The sequence below is a fragment of the Yokenella regensburgei ATCC 49455 genome, assembly GCF_000735455.1.
GTDB classification, from domain to species: Bacteria; Pseudomonadota; Gammaproteobacteria; order Enterobacterales; family Enterobacteriaceae; genus Yokenella; species Yokenella regensburgei.
In genome coordinates, this window is sequence record NZ_JMPS01000008.1 from 87,055 (window position 1) to 104,022 (window position 16,968).

15 protein-coding genes are annotated in these 16,968 nt (G+C 53.5%); 2 read left to right on the plus strand and 13 right to left on the minus strand.

Annotated elements, in window-relative coordinates:
• Positions 1-34 precede the first annotated feature (34 nt).
• The 8 genes from GYRE_RS00845 to ribF all read right to left on the minus strand — a co-directional run bounded on the left by GYRE_RS00845 (position 35) and on the right by ribF (position 8,238).
• Positions 35-805 carry a glucose-6-phosphate isomerase family protein gene (locus GYRE_RS00845; protein ID WP_038252217.1) on the minus strand — a complete coding sequence of 257 codons (771 nt, stop codon included), beginning with the start codon at positions 803-805 and terminating at the stop codon, positions 35-37.
• The gene (locus GYRE_RS00850) at positions 798-1,361 is read right to left on the minus strand and encodes a glucose-6-phosphate isomerase family protein (RefSeq protein WP_006817084.1); all 564 of its coding nucleotides are present in this window, start codon (positions 1,359-1,361) and stop codon (positions 798-800) included. Before GYRE_RS00850 ends, GYRE_RS00845 begins: the two co-directional genes overlap by 8 nt.
• A 99-nt stretch (positions 1,362-1,460) precedes the next feature.
• Positions 1,461-2,375, minus strand: a complete 915-nt coding sequence (gene rihC, locus GYRE_RS00855) for a ribonucleoside hydrolase RihC (RefSeq protein ID WP_038252219.1) — start codon at positions 2,373-2,375, stop codon at positions 1,461-1,463.
• A 65-nt stretch (positions 2,376-2,440) separates the two neighbouring features.
• On the minus strand, positions 2,441-3,391 hold the full coding sequence (gene ispH, locus GYRE_RS00860; RefSeq protein ID WP_006817082.1) for a 4-hydroxy-3-methylbut-2-enyl diphosphate reductase: 951 nt from the start codon (positions 3,389-3,391) through the stop codon (positions 2,441-2,443).
• The gene (fkpB, locus tag GYRE_RS00865) at positions 3,392-3,841 is read right to left on the minus strand and encodes an FKBP-type peptidyl-prolyl cis-trans isomerase (RefSeq protein WP_006817081.1); all 450 of its coding nucleotides are present in this window, start codon (positions 3,839-3,841) and stop codon (positions 3,392-3,394) included.
• 107 nt (positions 3,842-3,948) lie between these two features.
• Positions 3,949-4,449 (minus strand): signal peptidase II, encoded by a 501-nt coding sequence (gene lspA, locus GYRE_RS00870; protein WP_006817080.1) that lies wholly within the window; start codon positions 4,447-4,449, stop codon positions 3,949-3,951.
• Complete coding sequence (ileS, locus tag GYRE_RS00875) at positions 4,449-7,265, minus strand: isoleucine--tRNA ligase (protein ID WP_006817079.1); 2,817 nt, start codon at positions 7,263-7,265, stop codon at positions 4,449-4,451. The genes lspA and ileS overlap by 1 nt, the downstream gene beginning before the upstream one ends.
• A 34-nt stretch (positions 7,266-7,299) precedes the next feature.
• A complete protein-coding gene (gene ribF / locus GYRE_RS00880; RefSeq protein WP_038252221.1) occupies positions 7,300-8,238 on the minus strand; it encodes a bifunctional riboflavin kinase/FAD synthetase in 939 nt (312 codons plus the stop codon).
• Positions 8,239-8,567: 329 nt separating this feature from the next.
• On the opposite strand from ribF, the gene rpsT reads away from it, so the two are divergent.
• The gene (gene rpsT, locus GYRE_RS00885; protein WP_038252226.1) at positions 8,568-8,831 is read left to right on the plus strand and encodes a 30S ribosomal protein S20; all 264 of its coding nucleotides are present in this window, start codon (positions 8,568-8,570) and stop codon (positions 8,829-8,831) included.
• A 63-nt stretch (positions 8,832-8,894) separates the two neighbouring features.
• On the opposite strand, the gene nhaR is transcribed toward rpsT, so the two are convergent.
• From nhaR to GYRE_RS00900, 3 genes are all read right to left on the minus strand, one after another.
• Positions 8,895-9,794: a transcriptional activator NhaR gene (gene nhaR, locus GYRE_RS00890; RefSeq protein WP_038252227.1), complete on the minus strand. Its 900-nt coding sequence runs from the start codon at positions 9,792-9,794 to the stop codon at positions 8,895-8,897.
• A gap of 52 nt (positions 9,795-9,846) precedes the next feature.
• On the minus strand, positions 9,847-11,025 hold the full coding sequence (gene nhaA, locus GYRE_RS00895; protein WP_038252228.1) for a Na+/H+ antiporter NhaA: 1,179 nt from the start codon (positions 11,023-11,025) through the stop codon (positions 9,847-9,849).
• A 150-nt stretch (positions 11,026-11,175) separates the two neighbouring features.
• Positions 11,176-12,933, minus strand: a complete 1,758-nt coding sequence (locus GYRE_RS00900; RefSeq protein WP_038252231.1) for a glycoside hydrolase family 18 protein — start codon at positions 12,931-12,933, stop codon at positions 11,176-11,178.
• Between the two features lie 359 nt (positions 12,934-13,292).
• Here GYRE_RS00900 and GYRE_RS00905 point away from each other — a divergent pair, with 359 nt between their 5' ends.
• Positions 13,293-13,715 (plus strand): winged helix-turn-helix domain-containing protein, encoded by a 423-nt coding sequence (locus tag GYRE_RS00905; protein WP_038252232.1) that lies wholly within the window; start codon positions 13,293-13,295, stop codon positions 13,713-13,715.
• 91 nt (positions 13,716-13,806) lie between these two features.
• Here GYRE_RS00905 and dnaJ read toward each other — a convergent pair whose 3' ends face one another.
• Both dnaJ and dnaK read right to left on the minus strand, forming a co-directional pair.
• Positions 13,807-14,952, minus strand: coding sequence for a molecular chaperone DnaJ (gene dnaJ, locus GYRE_RS00910; RefSeq protein ID WP_006817071.1), 1,146 nt, complete (start codon positions 14,950-14,952; stop codon positions 13,807-13,809).
• Positions 14,953-15,036: 84 nt separating this feature from the next.
• The gene (dnaK, locus tag GYRE_RS00915) at positions 15,037-16,953 is read right to left on the minus strand and encodes a molecular chaperone DnaK (protein WP_006817070.1); all 1,917 of its coding nucleotides are present in this window, start codon (positions 16,951-16,953) and stop codon (positions 15,037-15,039) included.
• Between the last annotated feature and the right edge of the window lie 15 nt (positions 16,954-16,968).

Below are 16,968 nucleotides of genomic sequence, written 5' to 3' on the forward strand. Positions count from 1 at the left end.
ATTAACGAAGAACCGGGGCCTGGCCCCGGTTTTTTTATGGATGGAAGTTATGCCACAGCCCGGCCACTTTATCAGGGCGGGAGATAAACTGAAAACGCGTCGGATCTTCAATAAATTGCTGATACAGCGGCTCCGCCGTGATGCCAAACTCGTCGTACACTCTTGGTGTGATAGCCTGTAGTCGTCCGGGCGCATAGTGCGGATTATGCTGCCAGATAACCTGCCGATCCTGCATCAACGGATACCAGGCGAGCCCTTTATGTGCCCGCACTGCGTCATATTCGAAACCATATTCCCGGTCGCACCAGGCACCGAAGGTCAGCGGCACGTCAGGGTTGGCTGAGATAGTGGCGTGCCCCCAGCCGGGCGGTACCAGCACCTTATCCCCGGCCTGCGCTATTACCGCAAAACAGCGGCCAGGATCGTCCTCTACCCTTTCCTGCATGTAGATAATGGCGCTGCCCTGCCAGATCTCGTACAACTCCGGCGGCGACCAGCCGCTGTGCTGGCTGATGCGGTGCACGTGCCCCTGGCTGCGAACAGGCTCATCACCAAGCTGACCGGCGGCATAAGTGACGACGCCGAATAGCAGCATCCGCTTACGTAGCGCTTCGCGGTCCTGCATACGCGCGACATCCATGGCGATAGCGTACACCTCTTCCGGCCCTTCACAATCGGGATCCCGCAGCGAGGCGCGGATCTGATCCAGGCGGCGGATCTCCGGCATCGGGCCGGTCACATCTTCGCCATAGGAAAAACCCAGCGGCTGATGATGAATCTGCATATCAAGCCCGTATTCAGCCATTCTGCACCTCACGGACCAGAATTTGCCGATTGGCCTCCGTTACCCTAACGGAAAACCCACTCGCCAGCGCAGTGTAATCATGCCCGGCAATAGTCGGCCATACCGCCAGCGCAGAAAGCACCTCACTGCCGGTGTTGATAAGCCGGTGAGCGGTAAACCCAGGGATGATGTGTACTGAACCTGGCGTGACCGTTTGCAGATAAGCCCTGCCGTGTTCGGGTTGTAGCAGCAACAGGCCCGTACCGCGTAAGCCATAATAAACCTCGCCCTGCTCCCGCCTGGCGTGGAAATGACCACGGGTCATGAAAAATTCGTCACCGATTTTGCCCGGCTGAAGATGCGTGACGCCGGTGTAGAGCTCGCCTTCACCTGTCGGGCTTTCGAGCATCTCTACGTCATAAACGGCGAAATCGGGATCGGTACGGTGCCATGCCGCAGTATCAGCGAAGATGCCTGCAAGATCGGCAATGCGGGTAGATTTACGCAGGGTTGCGCCGTGCGCGAACGCACCAGTGAACCAGTCCACCTGAGGCGGCTGGATAATAACAGGTTTCATATGCGTCTCCGGCCCGAGGAGAACAACATGAAGAGAATAGCAGATTAATCGATTAACCTGCTTATCAGGGCGCGATGATGCGCCCTGCATCACAAAATATCAGGGAGCCAGCGCCAGAACTTCCGCCACCCAACGGCGGAACCCGGCAACATCCAGCCCCAACGCAACCTGAGCGTTCGCTGGCTGCCCGAGCTTACCTTCAATATCCACCACGGTTGTGCCGGACGTCCAGGTTCCCTGGGTTTCCACCGCGACAAAGCAAGGCTTCAGCGTAAACAGATCCGGCCGCACCAGCCAGGCAATGGCACAGAGATCATGCATACGCAGACCGCTGGTCATACTACCGCTACGGTAATGACTGAACAGGGCATGCAGCATCTGTCCGGTACGGTTGAGAGTAGGTAAAGTCGCCAGATATTCTGCATCAAGCATCGCATCATTGGTCACGTCGAGCCCACACATGACGATCTCCAGCCCGCTGCGGAAAACGATAGCCGCCGCTTCGGGATCGATGGCGATATTGAACTCGGCGTTCGGGGTGAAGTTGCCCCGGCCGGCCGAACCGCCCATCAGCACCAGTCGACGGATATTGAACTTGCACTCCGGATACTGGGTCAGTAACAGCGCAATGTTGGTCAACGGGCCAATGACCACCAGAGTCACCGGTTGCGGCGCGCTCATCAGCAGGTCACGAATCGCGATAAACGCCGGTTTCGCCAGCGGCTGACGATCGTGAGCAACAAAATCGTAGCCTTCCATGCCGGATTCACCATGCACGTCTGCCGCATCGCGCAGCGGGCGGACAAGCGGTGCGGACGCACCCTGCGCCAGCGGTACATCGGCTTCCCAGAAGTGCAGAAGCTGTAGCGCATTACGCGTGGTTTTCTCCAAAGAGACATTACCCGCAACGGTGGTCATCAATGCCAGATCCAGCTCTGGTGCAAACAGCGCAGCAGCAATAGCGGCAGCATCGTCAATGCCGGGATCGGTATCAAGAATTATCGGTATACGCATGTTTCCCCCATAAAAAATGCCAGGTGATTAGCCTGGCATTTTTTCATATTTCACAGCGGATTAACTTACTCCACTTCGCGAATATCGAGTCGCAGCTCTTTCGGCACTTCGAACACGATATTTTCTTCACGCCCTTCCAGCGGCAGCGCTTCGCCACCTCCGAGTTCCTGCAGACGACGAATCACATTCTGCACCAGAATGTCCGGAGCCGATGCCCCTGCCGTAACGCCAACGCAGGCGGCGTCTTTCACCCAACGTTCCTGAATATCCGTCGCATCATCAATAAGATACGCCGCTTTACCCATACGCTGGGCCAGCTCGGCCAGACGGTTGGAGTTAGAGGAGTTTTTCGAACCAACAACCAGCACCACATCCGCCTGCTCAGCCAGCGCCCGTACGGCTTCCTGACGATTGGTCGTGGCATAGCAGATATCATCTTTACGCGGCCCGACAATTTTCGGGAAGCGTTGACGCAACGCGTCGATAATGTCTGAAGTGTCGTCAACAGAAAGGGTCGTCTGGGTCATAAACGACAGTTTTTCTTCGTTTTTAACCTTAAGTTTCCACACGTCGTCTGGTGATTCGACAAGGTACATGCCTCCCGCCGGGTTGCTGTACTGACCCATCGTCCCTTCCACTTCCGGATGCCCGGCGTGGCCGATAAGGATGGATTCTTCACCACGACGGCTGGCGCGGGCGACTTCCATATGCACTTTAGTCACCAGCGGGCAGGTCGCATCAAAGACCGTTAAGTCACGGCTTTTGGCTTCATTACGAACGGCCTGAGAGACGCCATGCGCGGAGAAAATCAGGATGGTACCGTCCGGCACTTCACTGATTTGCTCGATAAAGATGGCACCGCGTTCACGCAGGCTATCAACCACATAGCGGTTATGGACTACCTCGTGACGCACGTAAATTGGCGCGCCATAGATTTCGAGGGCGTTTTCGACAATGCTGATAGCGCGGTCGACACCGGCGCAAAAGCCGCGCGGGTTGGCCAACAGAATCTGCATTTAAACCTCCAGTACCGGATCGATTTCCAGCACTTCAACATCAAAATGAACGGTCTGGTCCGCCAGCGGGTGGTTAAAATCAACGGTGATAGAATCGCCATTGATTTCACGGATAACCCCCGGCATTTCGCTGCCATCCATTGCAGTAAAGAGCATAATCGCGCCAACTTCCGGCTCGCCTGCGTCCATAAACTCCCGACGGGAAAAGTACTGGATGAGATCCGGGCTCGAAATACCAAATGCGGCATCCGGCTCCAGCGAGAACGCTTTCTTCTCACCCTCTTTCAGCCCCAGCAGGTGCTGCTCCAGCCCTTCAGACAGAGAGGCATCGCCAAGACGAAACAGCGCCGGTTTGCCGTTGTTACGGGTCGACTCGGCCGTGGAGCCATCGTCGAGTTTCAGCGTGAAATGCACCAGTACGGCGCTGTTGCTCTGTACAGATTTAGACATGCAGGTTGCTCTTTAAAATTTCTGCCACCTGTTTGCCCGGCGGCGCTAGCGCTTACCGGGCCGACAGGAGAGAAACCCGGCAAGCTTTCGCCACCGGGCATTTTATATTACGCCTTTTCTTTCTTCGCCGCGTTAGGTAAGAAACCTTCCAGCACGATTAATGCTGCGCCGATACATATAGCGGTATCGGCCAGATTAAAGGTCGCAAAGTGCCAGTCACCGACGTAGAAGTCGATCATATCGACAACAAAGCCGTGCCACAGGCGGTCAAACAGGTTCCCCAACGCCCCACCGATGATCAGCGCATAGGCGATGTTATTCAGCTTCTGGGTGGCTTTTGAGCGATACATCAGCACCGCCAGCACCACACAGATACCAATGGCAATCCCGGCGAAGAACCAGCGCTGCCATCCGCCGCTATCGGCGAGGAAGCTGAACGCCGCACCATAGTTGCGCGCATAATGCAGATTAAGCGACGGGAACAGCGGCACCGTATCCCCCAGAACGAAGTTCTGCAGGATGAGGTACTTACTCCCCAAATCGATAATCAGCACGGCGACGACCACCCACAGCCAGCGCAGCCCGGTAGAACAAACAGATTTACTCATCAGGCAAACTTACGTTGCTCGCCGTCACCGGCGACGTTGCTTACACAGCGTCCGCAGAGATCTGCGTGATCCGCCACCTGACCGATATCAGTCGTGTAATGCCAGCAACGCGGGCATTTCTCACCGTCGGCTTTGTTCAGTACGACCTTCAGACCCTTCAACAGTTCACTCTGCTGAGCATCCGCAGGCGCCTCTGCATAGTCAGCAACCTGAGCGCTGGAGGTTAACAGGACGAATCGTAATTCGTCACCCAGTGCGGTCAGCTTCGCCGCCAGCGCTGGTTCAGCGTACAACGTCACTGCCGCTTCCAGAGAACCGCCCACTTTCTTGTCAGCACGCGCCTGCTCAATGACCTTGTTCACTTCGCCACGGACTTTCAGCAGTTCGTCCCAGAAGCCGTCGTTCATTGCTTCGCTGTCTGCCAGACCAAACAGACCGGTGTACCACTCGCCGGTGAAGACATACTTCTCACGATTGCCTGGCAGGTAGCCCCAGATTTCATCTGCGGTGAAGGACATGATCGGTGCCATCCAGCGAACCAGCGCTTCTGCAATGTGGAACAGTGCAGTCTGGCAGCTGCGACGAGCAACGCTGTCAGCCTTCGCGGTGTACTGACGGTCTTTAATGATGTCGAGGTAGAACGAGCCCATTTCGATGGAGCAGAAACGCATCAGACGCTGCACCACTTCGTGGAAGTCGTAAGACTCGTAAGCTTTCAGGATGTCTTCCTGTGCGGCCTGCGCACAGCCTACCGCCCAGCGGTCCAGCACCACCATATCTTCCGGTTTCACCATGTCTTTTACCGGATCGAAACCGTTGAGGTTCGCCAGCAGGAAGCGCGCGGTGTTACGGATACGACGATAGCTGTCGGCGGCACGTTTCAGGATTTCATCAGAAACCGCCATTTCACCGGTATAGTCGGTAGAAGCCACCCACAGGCGCAGGATGTCCGCGCCCAGTTTGTTCATCACATCCTGTGGGCTGACGGTGTTGCCGATAGATTTCGACATCTTACGGCCCTGACCATCAACGGTGAAGCCGTGGGTCAGTACCTGACGGTAAGGCGCTTTGCCTTTCATCGCGGTAGAAATCATCAGAGATGACATGAACCAGCCACGGTGTTGGTCGGAACCTTCCAGATACATGTCGGCAGCGTGACCGGAAAACTCCGGGCGCACGTCAACGACGGAGGAGTGCGTTGACCCGGAGTCAAACCACACGTCCAGCGTATCCGGAACTTTCTCGTACAGGTCAGCGTCGTCACCCATGATGTCGCGCGGGTCAAGATCCCACCACGCCTGGATGCCGTCTACTTCAACGCGTTTTGCCACGGCCTCCATCAGCTCCAGGGTGCGCGGGTGCAGCTCCTGGGTCTCTTTATGGACGAACAGAGACATCGGGACGCCCCAGGTGCGCTGACGGGAGATGCACCAGTCAGGGCGGTTAGCAACCATGGATTCGATACGCGCCTGGCCCCAGTCCGGGATCCACTGTACGCCTTTGATCTCTTTCAGAGACTGCGCACGCAGGCCTTTTTGATCCATGCTCACGAACCACTGCGGCGTGGCGCGGAAGATGATAGGCGTTTTGTGACGCCAGCAGCACGGATAGCTGTGCTGCATTTTTTCCACGTGCAACAGTGCGCCGCTGGTACGCAGCATCTCAACGATGATGTCGTTAGCTTTGAAGACGTTGATGCCATCCAGAGACGGATAGGTCCCCGGCAGATAAGCACCGTCCGGGCCAACCGGGTTGGCAATTTCCAGACCGTATTTCTGGCTGATGGTGTAGTCGTCCGGGCCGTGGCCACCGGCGGTGTGCACCGCACCGGTACCCGCATCCAGAGTGACGTGTTCGCCAAGGATAGCCGGTACGTCGAAGTCGAGGAACGGGTGCTTGAAGCGCATCAGTTCCAGCGCATCGCCTTTTACAGTGCCCAGAACCGTGTATTCATTGATGCCAGCGCGTTTCAGAACGCTTTCTACCAGATCTTTCGCCAGGATCAGCGCCTGACCGTCAATCTGTACCAGCGCGTATTCGAACTCGCCGGAAAGAGAAATAGCGCGGTTTGCTGGCAACGTCCACGGAGTCGTGGTCCAGATAACCAGGGAGATCGGGCCATTGACGGAGCTTACGCCAAATTTCGCTTTTACCGCATCCTGAGAAACCGCGTGGAACGCGACATCGATAGACGGTGAAGTTTTGTCGTAGTACTCAACTTCTGCCTCTGCCAGCGCAGAGCGGCAGTCAACGCACCAGTGCACCGGTTTAGCACCTTTGTGCAGGTGACCATTACCGATGATTTTACCCAGTGCACGGATGATATTAGCTTCGGTGTTGAAGTCCATGGTCAGGTACGGACGTGACCAGTCGCCCAGCACACCAAGACGGATAAAGTCTTTACGCTGGCCTTCAACCTGAGTCGCGGCGTATTCACGGCATTTCGCGCGGAATTCTGCGGCGGTGAACTTCTCGCCCGGCTTACCGAACTCTTGTTCTACTTTCAGTTCGATAGGCAGACCGTGGCAGTCCCAGCCCGGAACGTACGGGGAATCAAAACCCGTCAGCCCTTTGGACTTCACGATAATGTCTTTCAGAATCTTGTTAACCGAGTGACCAATATGAATACTGCCATTCGCATAAGGAGGGCCATCATGCAGAATGAAGGTTTTTTTGCCTTTTTTCGCTGCACGGATGATGCCGTACAGGTCATCATCGGTCCAACGCGCCAGCATTCCCGGTTCACGCTTGGCAAGATCGCCGCGCATCGGGAACCCTGTTTCCGGCAAATTCAGGGTTGATTTATAGTCACTCATCAGATTCTCGGTTCCGTATTTATCACGTAGGCATTTAAGCCGGGTTTGATAGCCCAAAGCATTCGCGGGCTGTTAATTCATCTCGCGCGATTTGCGCCTTTAATTCATCCAGCGACGCGAATCGCTGCTCGTTGCGTATTTTTTTACGCAGTATGACATCTATATGGCGACCATAGAGGTCCATTACAACGTCCAGCAGGTGGACTTCGAGCTGTTGGCGCACGCCGGACACCGTTGGTCGGGTACCGATGTTTGCCACGCCCGGCAGCAGCGTGTCGCCCAGCCCTGCCACTTCAACCGCATAGACCCCTTTAACCGGGGAAACCTGACGACGCAGCGGTAAGTTCGCCGTCGGGAAGCCGATGGTACGACCCAGCTCATCGCCGTGTACCACGCGACCAGAAATCGTGAAAGGATGCCCCAGCAGCTTTTCAGCCTGCTGCAGATCATCCGCCGCCAGCGCCTCGCGCACCGCAGTGCTACTGATGCGCATACCACCATCGCAAAACGTGTGGGTGCTGGTGACGTCGAAACCGTATTCGGCCCCGGCTTTCTGTAATAACAAGAAATCCCCCTGACGACCAGCGCCAAAGCGGAAATCATCCCCTACCGCGAGATACTGCACGCCAAGACGTTTAACCAGTAGATCGCTAATAAAGGCTTGCGCAGTCAGCGCCGCGAAGCGTCGGTCGAAACGGACACAGAGCACGTAATCCACATGACTTTCAGCCAGATAGCGCAGTTTTTCTCGCAGGCGCGTGAGTCTTGCAGGGGCTTTATCAGCGGCAAAAAGCTCGAGCGGCTGCGGTTCGAATATCATCACGACGACAGGTAAACCACGTTTCTGGCCTTCCGTGCGCAAGCGCTGCAAAAGCGCCTGATGCCCACGATGCACGCCGTCGAAATTACCAATGGTCAACACACAGCCCTGTGGGGCCTGGCTGAGATTATGTATGCCGCGTATCAGCTTCATGTCTGGCTCAAAACAGTGAAAATCGTCCGAGTATACCTTGTACCGCAGTTCACGTTAACCCGCGATTGCACTCCGCAACAGAAAGAGATAAGGATTTCATCAACCTTGCCATTCACGGTGAGAAAAACTGCGGTTGTTATGCGATTTTTGTGCCGGAAAAGCTGTATTCGCCAGGCGCAAGCTGTTAGAATCCTGCGCCATCACTACGTAATCAAGCGTTGTCACATTAACGGCGCTTATTTGCACAAATCCATTGACAAAAGAAGGCTAAAAGGGCATATTCCTCGGCCTTTGAATTGTCCATATAGAACATATTTGGGAGTTGGACCTTGGCTAATATCAAATCAGCTAAGAAGCGCGCCGTTCAGTCTGAAAAGGCTCGCAAACACAACGCTAGCCGTCGCTCTATGATGCGTACTTTCATCAAGAAAGTATACGCAGCTATCGAAGCTGGCGACAAAGCTGCAGCACAGAACGCATTCGATGCAATGCAACCAATCGTGGACCGTCAGGCTGCTAAAGGTCTGATCCACAAAAACAAAGCGGCTCGTCATAAGGCGAACCTGATTGCTCAGATCAACAAACTGGCTTAATCGCCCGCTTGTTATCCGCTTTGAAAAAAAGCCCGCTAACGCGGGTTTTTTTATGTCTGTCGTTTAGCGTTCAGGAAGTGCAAACAGCGCAGAGTAATCCTGATTGCAGATACGCTGAACCGCCGGGTGCTGGATCATCCGCTCGGCAAAGATTGCGTGATACTCCTCCATCACCGTATCCATGCGCCCAATCTCGATGATGTTCTCATCGGCGTAGAGAGCCTGCGCATAAAGCGTTGGTGCCACAAAGATGGCATTGTGTGCCGCACCAAACGCCTTCATCAGCGCCGCATCATCAAACTCCCCCAGAATCTCAACCTTAAGCCCCTGCGAGTTAAACCAGTTCAGCAGTTTGCGCCCGAGCATAGAGCGACGGCCTGGGATCAGCAGGCGACGTTCCTCGAGGCAGGCCGGGAAAGGTTTTTCCGGCGGCGGGTTCATACACCAGAAGCTGATGCCACATTCACCAATTTTGACCGAAAACAGACCTTCCTGTTGGGTAGAATCAATCGGGCAGTCAGAGATAATAATATCCAGCTTATGCTGGCTGAGCTGTTCAAGCAGCATCTCGTGAGTGGATTCAAAGCAGCGTAGATGAATTTGCTCATCTTCGACAACCGCGGCGTCCAGTACGCCACTCACCAGGCGTTTCGACAACGCATCCGCCACGCCCACATCAAACAGCAGATTCGCTTCTTTGCGGTAGTTGACGATATCGAGCATCTCCTGGCTCAGGGTGAACATCTTATCGGCATAGCGAAACACCAGCTCACCGAGCTCGCTCGGCTCAAGCCCCCTGCCCTTACGTTTGAACAGCTTGCCCTGTAGCCTCTCCTCCAGCGCCTTGATCTGCCCGGTAATCGTTTGTGGCGTTAAGTAAAGTGCTTCTGCCGCGCCGACAACCGATCCCTCTTTATAGACGTGCCAGAAGTAGTACAGATGGTTGTAGTTCATATGAGACATGTTTTTCACTCCCTGATATGTCTTAAAAGCACCCCGTAGGGCGCTTCGCTGTTCACTCTGTTGAATCCTGCGAACCACGCATCTGCATGCGCAGCAGGGTGTAACCGACAACGGCTGACAGGACAGAGCCAATCAGGATCCCAAGCTTTGCCCAGTTAATGAGCGCGGGATCAACGTTGCCGAATGCCAGGCTGGCAATGAATATCGACATGGTGAAGCCGATTCCACACAGTACACCCACGGACATAATCTGCTTGCAAGTTGTCCCTTCCGGCAGATGCGCCCACTTCAGCTTCAACGCCAGCCAGCAGAACAAGCTAATCCCGAGCGGCTTACCAATGAACAGACCGGCAATGATGCCAAGCGGTAGCAGCGAGGTCAGCCCTTCAAGCGTGACGCCTCCCAAAGAAACGCCGGCATTGGCAAACGCAAACAGCGGCAGAATAAGGAACGCCACCCACGGGTGCAGAACGTGCTCAAGCTGCTTCGCCGGTGATTTCCCCTCCTTCTCCTTGAGTGGGATCAGGAACCCGACGATAACACCCGCAAGCGTCGCGTGAACTCCTGATTTTAGCACTGCCGTCCACAGGATGGCTCCCACCAGAATATAGATACCCGTCCGGCGGACACCGCACAGATTCAGGCCGATCAGCACCACAATCGCAGCAGCGGCTACCCCCAGTGAGAGCAGCGACAGATCGTTGGTGTAGAACAGCGCGATAATCACGATGGCTCCCAGATCGTCGATGATCGCCAACGCCATCAGGAAGATTTTTAACGCTGCGGGAATACGGCTACCGAGCAGTGCCAGCACACCGAGCGCAAAGGCAATGTCGGTCGCCGCTGGAATTGCCCATCCTTCGCGTGCCACTGGATCCTGGGCGTTAAACGCCAGGTAGACCAGCGCCGGAACCACCATTCCCCCCAGTGCAGCAATCACCGGGAATACCGCCTGACGACGGCTGGCAAGCGATCCCTGAATTAGCTCGCGCTTCACTTCGAGCCCGATGAGCAGGAAAAAGATTGCCATCAGCGCGTCGTTTATCCACAACAGCATGTTTTTGTTGATTTCCAGAGCGCCCACCCGTAGCTGCACGGGGGTTTCCAGAAATGCGTGGTAAATGCCGCTGGTCGCTCCGGTATTGGCAAGCAGCATCGCCAGCGCCGCAGCAATAATGAGGATGATGCCCCCTGCGGCATCACTGCTGAAAAAACGATGTAGATTTTTCATTATCAAATCCCGATTCACTTCGATAAAACAGAATGATAGCCATATTATCTATGATATTAACTCGGGAAAAGTAGCTTATATCTGCATTTTGATTCGATAAAAACGAAAAGACGCTCTATTGAGCGTCTTTGATTTTTTTACAGATAACGATCAGATTGCACCCAGATCGTTCCACGGCTGGCCTACACCGCAGTTCAGGTCTGGCTGATCGCCAACGGTCCACCATCCTGCTTTATATTGATGACCTTTCCAGATAACCAGGTCATTTTCCATATAGGTTGCTGTGGCATCCCAGGTATCGCCTGAAGTTTCACCTTCGTCCGGAGTCGGCTCTGGCTGCGGCTCGACATCAGTATCATCAGGAGTCGGTTCCGGCTGTGGGTCAACAGAAGTCTCATCATCAGGAACCACGCCATCAATAGCAGTCATCCCAGAGAAATAGAACGGTGCCATATCGACAACCTGAGTCTGAACTTCGTAGCCCAGGCCTTCACGTGCGGCGTTCAGCAGAACACCGTTATCCTGGTCGATGGTCCAGGTAAACAGGCCGCCCAGATTATGCTTAGCCGCGTACTCGCCTTTAGCCTTCACTGAACGTGGGGTATCAAGAGACATGAACAGTTTAGATTGCGGGTTATACAGGAAATCAGCATCGGCCACGGTATCGGTATAAACATTAAAACCGTTACGACCAGACTGGTTCTCCAGATCCAGATAGTTATAAATGGTGTCATACCATTCAGTACAGCCGGACTCGAAGGAACCGGTGGTGGTCCCCTGACCTGGGTTGTAGCTACCTTTCAGCGGTGAAACACTTTCAACTTCAGCGTTACGCGCATTACGGGTATAACCAGCATAACCAATGTTAATACGATCGGATGGGAAACCTTCCGCAATCAGATAATCAACAACGGCTTCAACGCTCCAGCTACCTTCCGCCAGCGGTGTCAGGTTGGTATGGTGAGTCAGTTCCGCCGCCCACGGAGTACCGAAGAAGTCGTAAGTCATCACGTTGATGGCATACAAACCTGCATCCAGCAGTGCTTTGACGTTGGAATACCCGAGTACTTCCACAACAGCAGAGCTTGCGATAGAGACTTTTACATCACCACGACCTGCTGCATTGAGCTGAGTTTTCAGCTCTTTGATCAGCAGAGCATAGTTTTCACCATCTTCCACGCCGTGCGGATTCCCGTTCCCCGCGTTGTTCGGGTATTCCCAGTCGATATCGACTTCGCTAAACATAGGGAATTGTTTAAACAGTTTTACGACACCTGCTGCAAATACTTTACGAGTGGCTTCGGTTTTCGCCATCTCGTGGAAGCCATTACTCATGGTCCAGCCGCCAATGCTCATTGAAAGCGCCAGCTCATGATCCATAGATTTTGCTTTTGCCTGCAGGTCACGCAGGCCGCCCAGCAGACCATGAGTCGTAGATTCCGTTACTGTTTTCGGGTCTACATCCCAACCGCTGGTTTCCTGGTTGCAGTTAACGTAAGACTGGAAATCACCCCATGGGTCGAGGAAGGTCGGTTCGCCAGTCACTTTACCGGTCTGAGTCGCGGCATTATTGATGGTGAACTGTTTTTCACCTTGATCGCCAACGATGCCAATAAAGCCAAAAATGATTTTGTCGTATGCAGTAGGGTCGACATGAGCAAGATCATAACCACGGCCGCGGCTCTCAGGTGAGTCCTGGCCCTGCAGGCGACCGTCATATTGAGACCAGTCGGTGTAGTACCCGAATACTTTAGGCTTGTTGGCTTTACGATATTTGTTATACACCGGAGCGGCTACACGAGCAGAGGTATAGCTGTATTTTTCTGTTTCGGTAGCAGGTTTAAACCCATCGGCAGCATTGCTTTTTTCCGTCAGGCTATCGGCTTTAATCAGTTTACTGGTAGACATAATATATTTCCTCACAGGTTAATTTTTGACAGCGTTTTGCTGTGGGGAAATATTTCCATAACGAGTAAAAATAAGGTAATCATTATCCATCATAATTCATCCTTATACTTACCAAAGAGCGATCCAACATTTCATAAATTTAATCACGCTTAAATCCACCTTAAAACAAGCTAAAAACACAGAATGAGATCTTTCTCATCACAAAAACAAAACCCATAAAAATCAGATTAATAAAGCAATCGTCGAAACCAATAAAATCACTTCACCTCAAAATAAACAAAGTCGACTACAAAAGAGTCAATGTGCAAAGTTGCTATCAGCATAATGAGTGACATCAGAGTCAATCAGGAAAAACTAACATGAGCTGCTACGTAATAAACACTAACTGTATTTTCGACGAGAACAATTTAGAAATAGAAAACAAGGATAGTGCGAGAAGGATAAAGATGACACCAATGCGTGCCCGGTGCCTGAGTTTTTTTATTACCACGAGAAGTAAAAGCATTATCGACAAAACAGATATTACTACCGCGTTATGGGGAGAGCGCGGGCAATTTGTCAGCGATGCTAACTTAACGCAGCTCCTTTATCTTTTACGTAAAGACCTTCGTGAGGTGGGTATTGAGAACTTTATGATAACCATCCCTCGCCAGGGTGTTCGGATTAACGATGACATCGACATTCTTCCAGCAAACACCAACCCATCAACATCAGAACAGAAAATCGGGGGACCTAAAAGTTCGTTCCTCTCAGCCCTGATGTGCAAACTATTCCGCTGGTAACGCGGATACTGTAAGGGCCCGGAGAGAAAAGCAGCATAAAAAAACCCGGAAGTATCATCCTCCGGGTTTTGTTTGAAGCCTGCTGAAATGATTAACGCGTCAGGTCGTCAAAAAACTTCTTCACGCCGTCAAAGAAGCTCTTGGAGCGCGGGCTGTTTTTCTCACCCGTCGGGCCACCAAAGCTTTCCTGCAATTCCTTCAGCAACTGTTTTTGCTTGTCGTTCAGTCCGACAGGCGTCTCGACGACGACACGGCACAGCAGATCGCCCTGCGCACCGCCACGAACGGATTTCACGCCTTTACCGCGCATGCGGAACAGTTTACCCGTCTGGGTTTCGCCCGGCACCTTCAGGTTAACGCGGCCATCCAGCGTCGGCACTTCAATCTCACCGCCCAGCGCAGCCATAGCGAAGTTGATCGGGACTTCACAGTACAGGTTGTTGCCTTCACGCTCAAAGATAGCATGCTGCTTCACCTGAACCTGAACGTACAGATCGCCTGCCGGTGCACCATGCTCGCCCGCTTCGCCTTCACCAGACAGACGAATGCGATCGCCGGTATCCACACCCGCCGGAATTTTAACCGACAGCGTTTTAGATTTTTCCACGCGACCGTGCCCGTGGCACTTGTTGCACGGATCTTTAATCAGCGTACCGCGACCCTGACAGTGCGGACAGGTCTGCTGCACCGCGAAGAAGCCCTGACGCATCTGTACCTGGCCGGAACCGTGACAGGTTGGGCAGGTTTGCGGTTGGGTACCCGGTTTTGCGCCGTTGCCATGGCACACGTCGCACTCTTCGAGGGTCGGAATACGAATTTCTTTGGTCACGCCGCGAACGGCTTCTTCCAGCGTCAGGTCCATGTTGTAGCGCAGATCAGCGCCTCGCGCTGCACGCTGACGACCACGACCGCCACCAAAGATATCACCAAACACATCGCCGAAGATGTCGCTGAAATCAGCACCGCCACCGCCAAAGCCGCCACCGAATCCACCGCCGCCCATGCCACCCTGTTCAAAGGCAGCGTGGCCATACTGATCGTACGCCGCACGTTTCTGAGAGTCGGTCAGGATCTCGTAGGCTTCTTTAATTTCTTTAAATTTGGCTTCGGCTTCTTTATCACCCTGGTTACGGTCCGGGTGATATTTCATGGCCAGGCGCTTGTAGGCCTTTTTGATTTCACGCTCTTCCGCTGTTTTGGAAACGCCTAAAATCTCGTAATAGTCTCTCTTAGCCATCTTTTTTCAATGCCCTTAACATGCGAGCACGGGCGGAGAGGAAACCTCTTCGCCCGTGCCAGTAATTACCCGTTCAAAGGGCGATTATTTTTTGTCTTTCACTTCTTCGAACTCTGCGTCAACAACATCGTCGTCTTTCGCATTGCTCGCGGAAGCGTCAGCCCCGCCAGCCTGCTGCTGAGCGTGCTGCTGCTGAGCGATTTCCAGCAGTTTCTGGGAAGCTTGCGCCAGCGCCTGCATTTTCGCTTCGATGTCTGCTTTGTCTTCGCCTTTCAGGGACGCTTCCAGTGCAGTCAGCGCAGACTCGATAGCCGTTTTGTCTTCAGCTGGCAGTTTGTCACCGGCTTCTTCAACCTGCTTACGAGTGCTGTGCAGCAGATGGTCACCCTGGTTGCGGGTCTGAACCAGTTCTTCGAACTTACGGTCAGACTCGGCGTTAGCTTCCGCTTCGCGAACCATTTTCTGGATCTCTTCTTCGTTCAGACCAGAAGAGGCCTTGATGGTGATTTTCTGCTCTTTACCGCTGTTTTTGTCTTTCGCGGAAACGTGCAGAATACCGTCAGCATCGATATCGAAGGTGACTTCGATCTGCGGCATGCCGCGCGGTGCCGGGTTAATACCATCCAGGTTGAACTGACCCAGTGATTTGTTATCGGATGCACGTTTACGCTCACCCTGAATCACGTGGATAGTTACCGCAGACTGGTTATCCTCAGCGGTTGAGAACACCTGGCTGTGCTTGGTCGGGATGGTGGTGTTTTTGTTGATGAGCGCCGTCATCACACCGCCCATGGTTTCAATACCCAGAGACAGCGGAGTAACGTCCAGCAACAGAACGTCTTTAACTTCACCTGTCAGTACACCACCCTGAACGGCAGCACCGATAGCCACGGCTTCGTCCGGGTTAACGTCTTTACGCGGTTCTTTACCGAAGAACTCAGCAACTTTCTTCTGCACCATCGGCATACGAGTCTGACCACCGACCAGGATAACGTCCTGGATATCGGACACGGACAGGCCAGCATCCTGCAGCGCAACTTTCAGCGGCTCGATGGAACGGTTCACCAGGTCTTCAACCAGGCTTTCCAGTTTCGCACGAGTCACTTTGATGTTCATGTGTTTCGGACCGGTCGCATCTGCAGTGATGTACGGCAGGTTAACGTCGGTCTGCTGAGCAGAAGACAGTTCAATCTTCGCTTTCTCAGCGGCTTCTTTCAGACGCTGCATCGCCAGCGGGTCATTACGCAGGTCAATGCCCTGATCTTTCTTGAACTCGTCAACGAGGTAGTTGATCAGGCGAGTATCGAAGTCTTCACCACCCAGGTGGGTATCACCGTTGGTTGCCAGTACTTCGAAGGTTTTTTCGCCGTCGACTTCGTCGATTTCGATAATAGAGATATCGAAGGTACCACCACCCAGGTCGTAAACCGCGATAGTACGGTTACCGACTTCTTTATCCAGACCGTAAGCCAGTGCTGCTGCGGTCGGTTCGTTGATGATACGCTTAACTTCCAGACCTGCGATACGGCCAGCATCTTTCGTTGCCTGACGCTGAGCATCGTTGAAGTATGCAGGTACGGTGATAACAGCTTCAGTTACCGGCTCACCCAGGTAATCTTCCGCGGTTTTCTTCATTTTCTTCAGCACTTCAGCAGAGATCTGCGGCGGTGCAGTTTTGGTGCCTTTCACATCAAGCCATGCGTCACCGTTATCAGCAGCAACGATTTTGTACGGCATGATGGAAACATCACGCTGAACTTCTTCGTCCTGGAAGCGACGGCCAATCAGGCGTTTGATTGCGAACAGCGTATTTTGCGGGTTCGTCACTGCCTGACGTTTAGCCGGCTGACCAACCAGAGTTTCACCATCCTGGGTATAAGCAATGATAGAAGGCGTGGTGCGATCGCCCTCGGCGTTCTCAAGCACGCGCGCGGTAGTGCCATCCATAATCGCTACACAAGAGTTGGTAGTACCCAGGTCGATACCAATAATTTTACCCATCTAAACGTCTCCACT

Coding starts and splice junctions, on each gene's coding strand:
- ribF (WP_038252221.1), bottom strand. CDS start 8,238: ATGAAGCTGATACGCGGCATACATAATCTCAGCCAGGCCCCACAGGGC.
- dnaJ (WP_006817071.1), bottom strand. CDS start 14,952: ATGGCTAAGAGAGACTATTACGAGATTTTAGGCGTTTCCAAAACAGCG.
- GYRE_RS00905 (WP_038252232.1), top strand. CDS start 13,293: ATGAGCTGCTACGTAATAAACACTAACTGTATTTTCGACGAGAACAAT.
- ispH (WP_006817082.1), bottom strand. CDS start 3,391: ATGCAGATTCTGTTGGCCAACCCGCGCGGCTTTTGCGCCGGTGTCGAC.
- dnaK (WP_006817070.1), bottom strand. CDS start 16,953: ATGGGTAAAATTATTGGTATCGACCTGGGTACTACCAACTCTTGTGTA.
- fkpB (WP_006817081.1), bottom strand. CDS start 3,841: ATGTCTAAATCTGTACAGAGCAACAGCGCCGTACTGGTGCATTTCACG.
- GYRE_RS00900 (WP_038252231.1), bottom strand. CDS start 12,933: ATGTCTACCAGTAAACTGATTAAAGCCGATAGCCTGACGGAAAAAAGC.
- nhaA (WP_038252228.1), bottom strand. CDS start 11,025: ATGAAAAATCTACATCGTTTTTTCAGCAGTGATGCCGCAGGGGGCATC.
- rihC (WP_038252219.1), bottom strand. CDS start 2,375: ATGCGTATACCGATAATTCTTGATACCGATCCCGGCATTGACGATGCT.
- GYRE_RS00850 (WP_006817084.1), bottom strand. CDS start 1,361: ATGAAACCTGTTATTATCCAGCCGCCTCAGGTGGACTGGTTCACTGGT.
- nhaR (WP_038252227.1), bottom strand. CDS start 9,794: ATGTCTCATATGAACTACAACCATCTGTACTACTTCTGGCACGTCTAT.
- GYRE_RS00845 (WP_038252217.1), bottom strand. CDS start 805: ATGGCTGAATACGGGCTTGATATGCAGATTCATCATCAGCCGCTGGGT.
- lspA (WP_006817080.1), bottom strand. CDS start 4,449: ATGAGTAAATCTGTTTGTTCTACCGGGCTGCGCTGGCTGTGGGTGGTC.
- ileS (WP_006817079.1), bottom strand. CDS start 7,265: ATGAGTGACTATAAATCAACCCTGAATTTGCCGGAAACAGGGTTCCCG.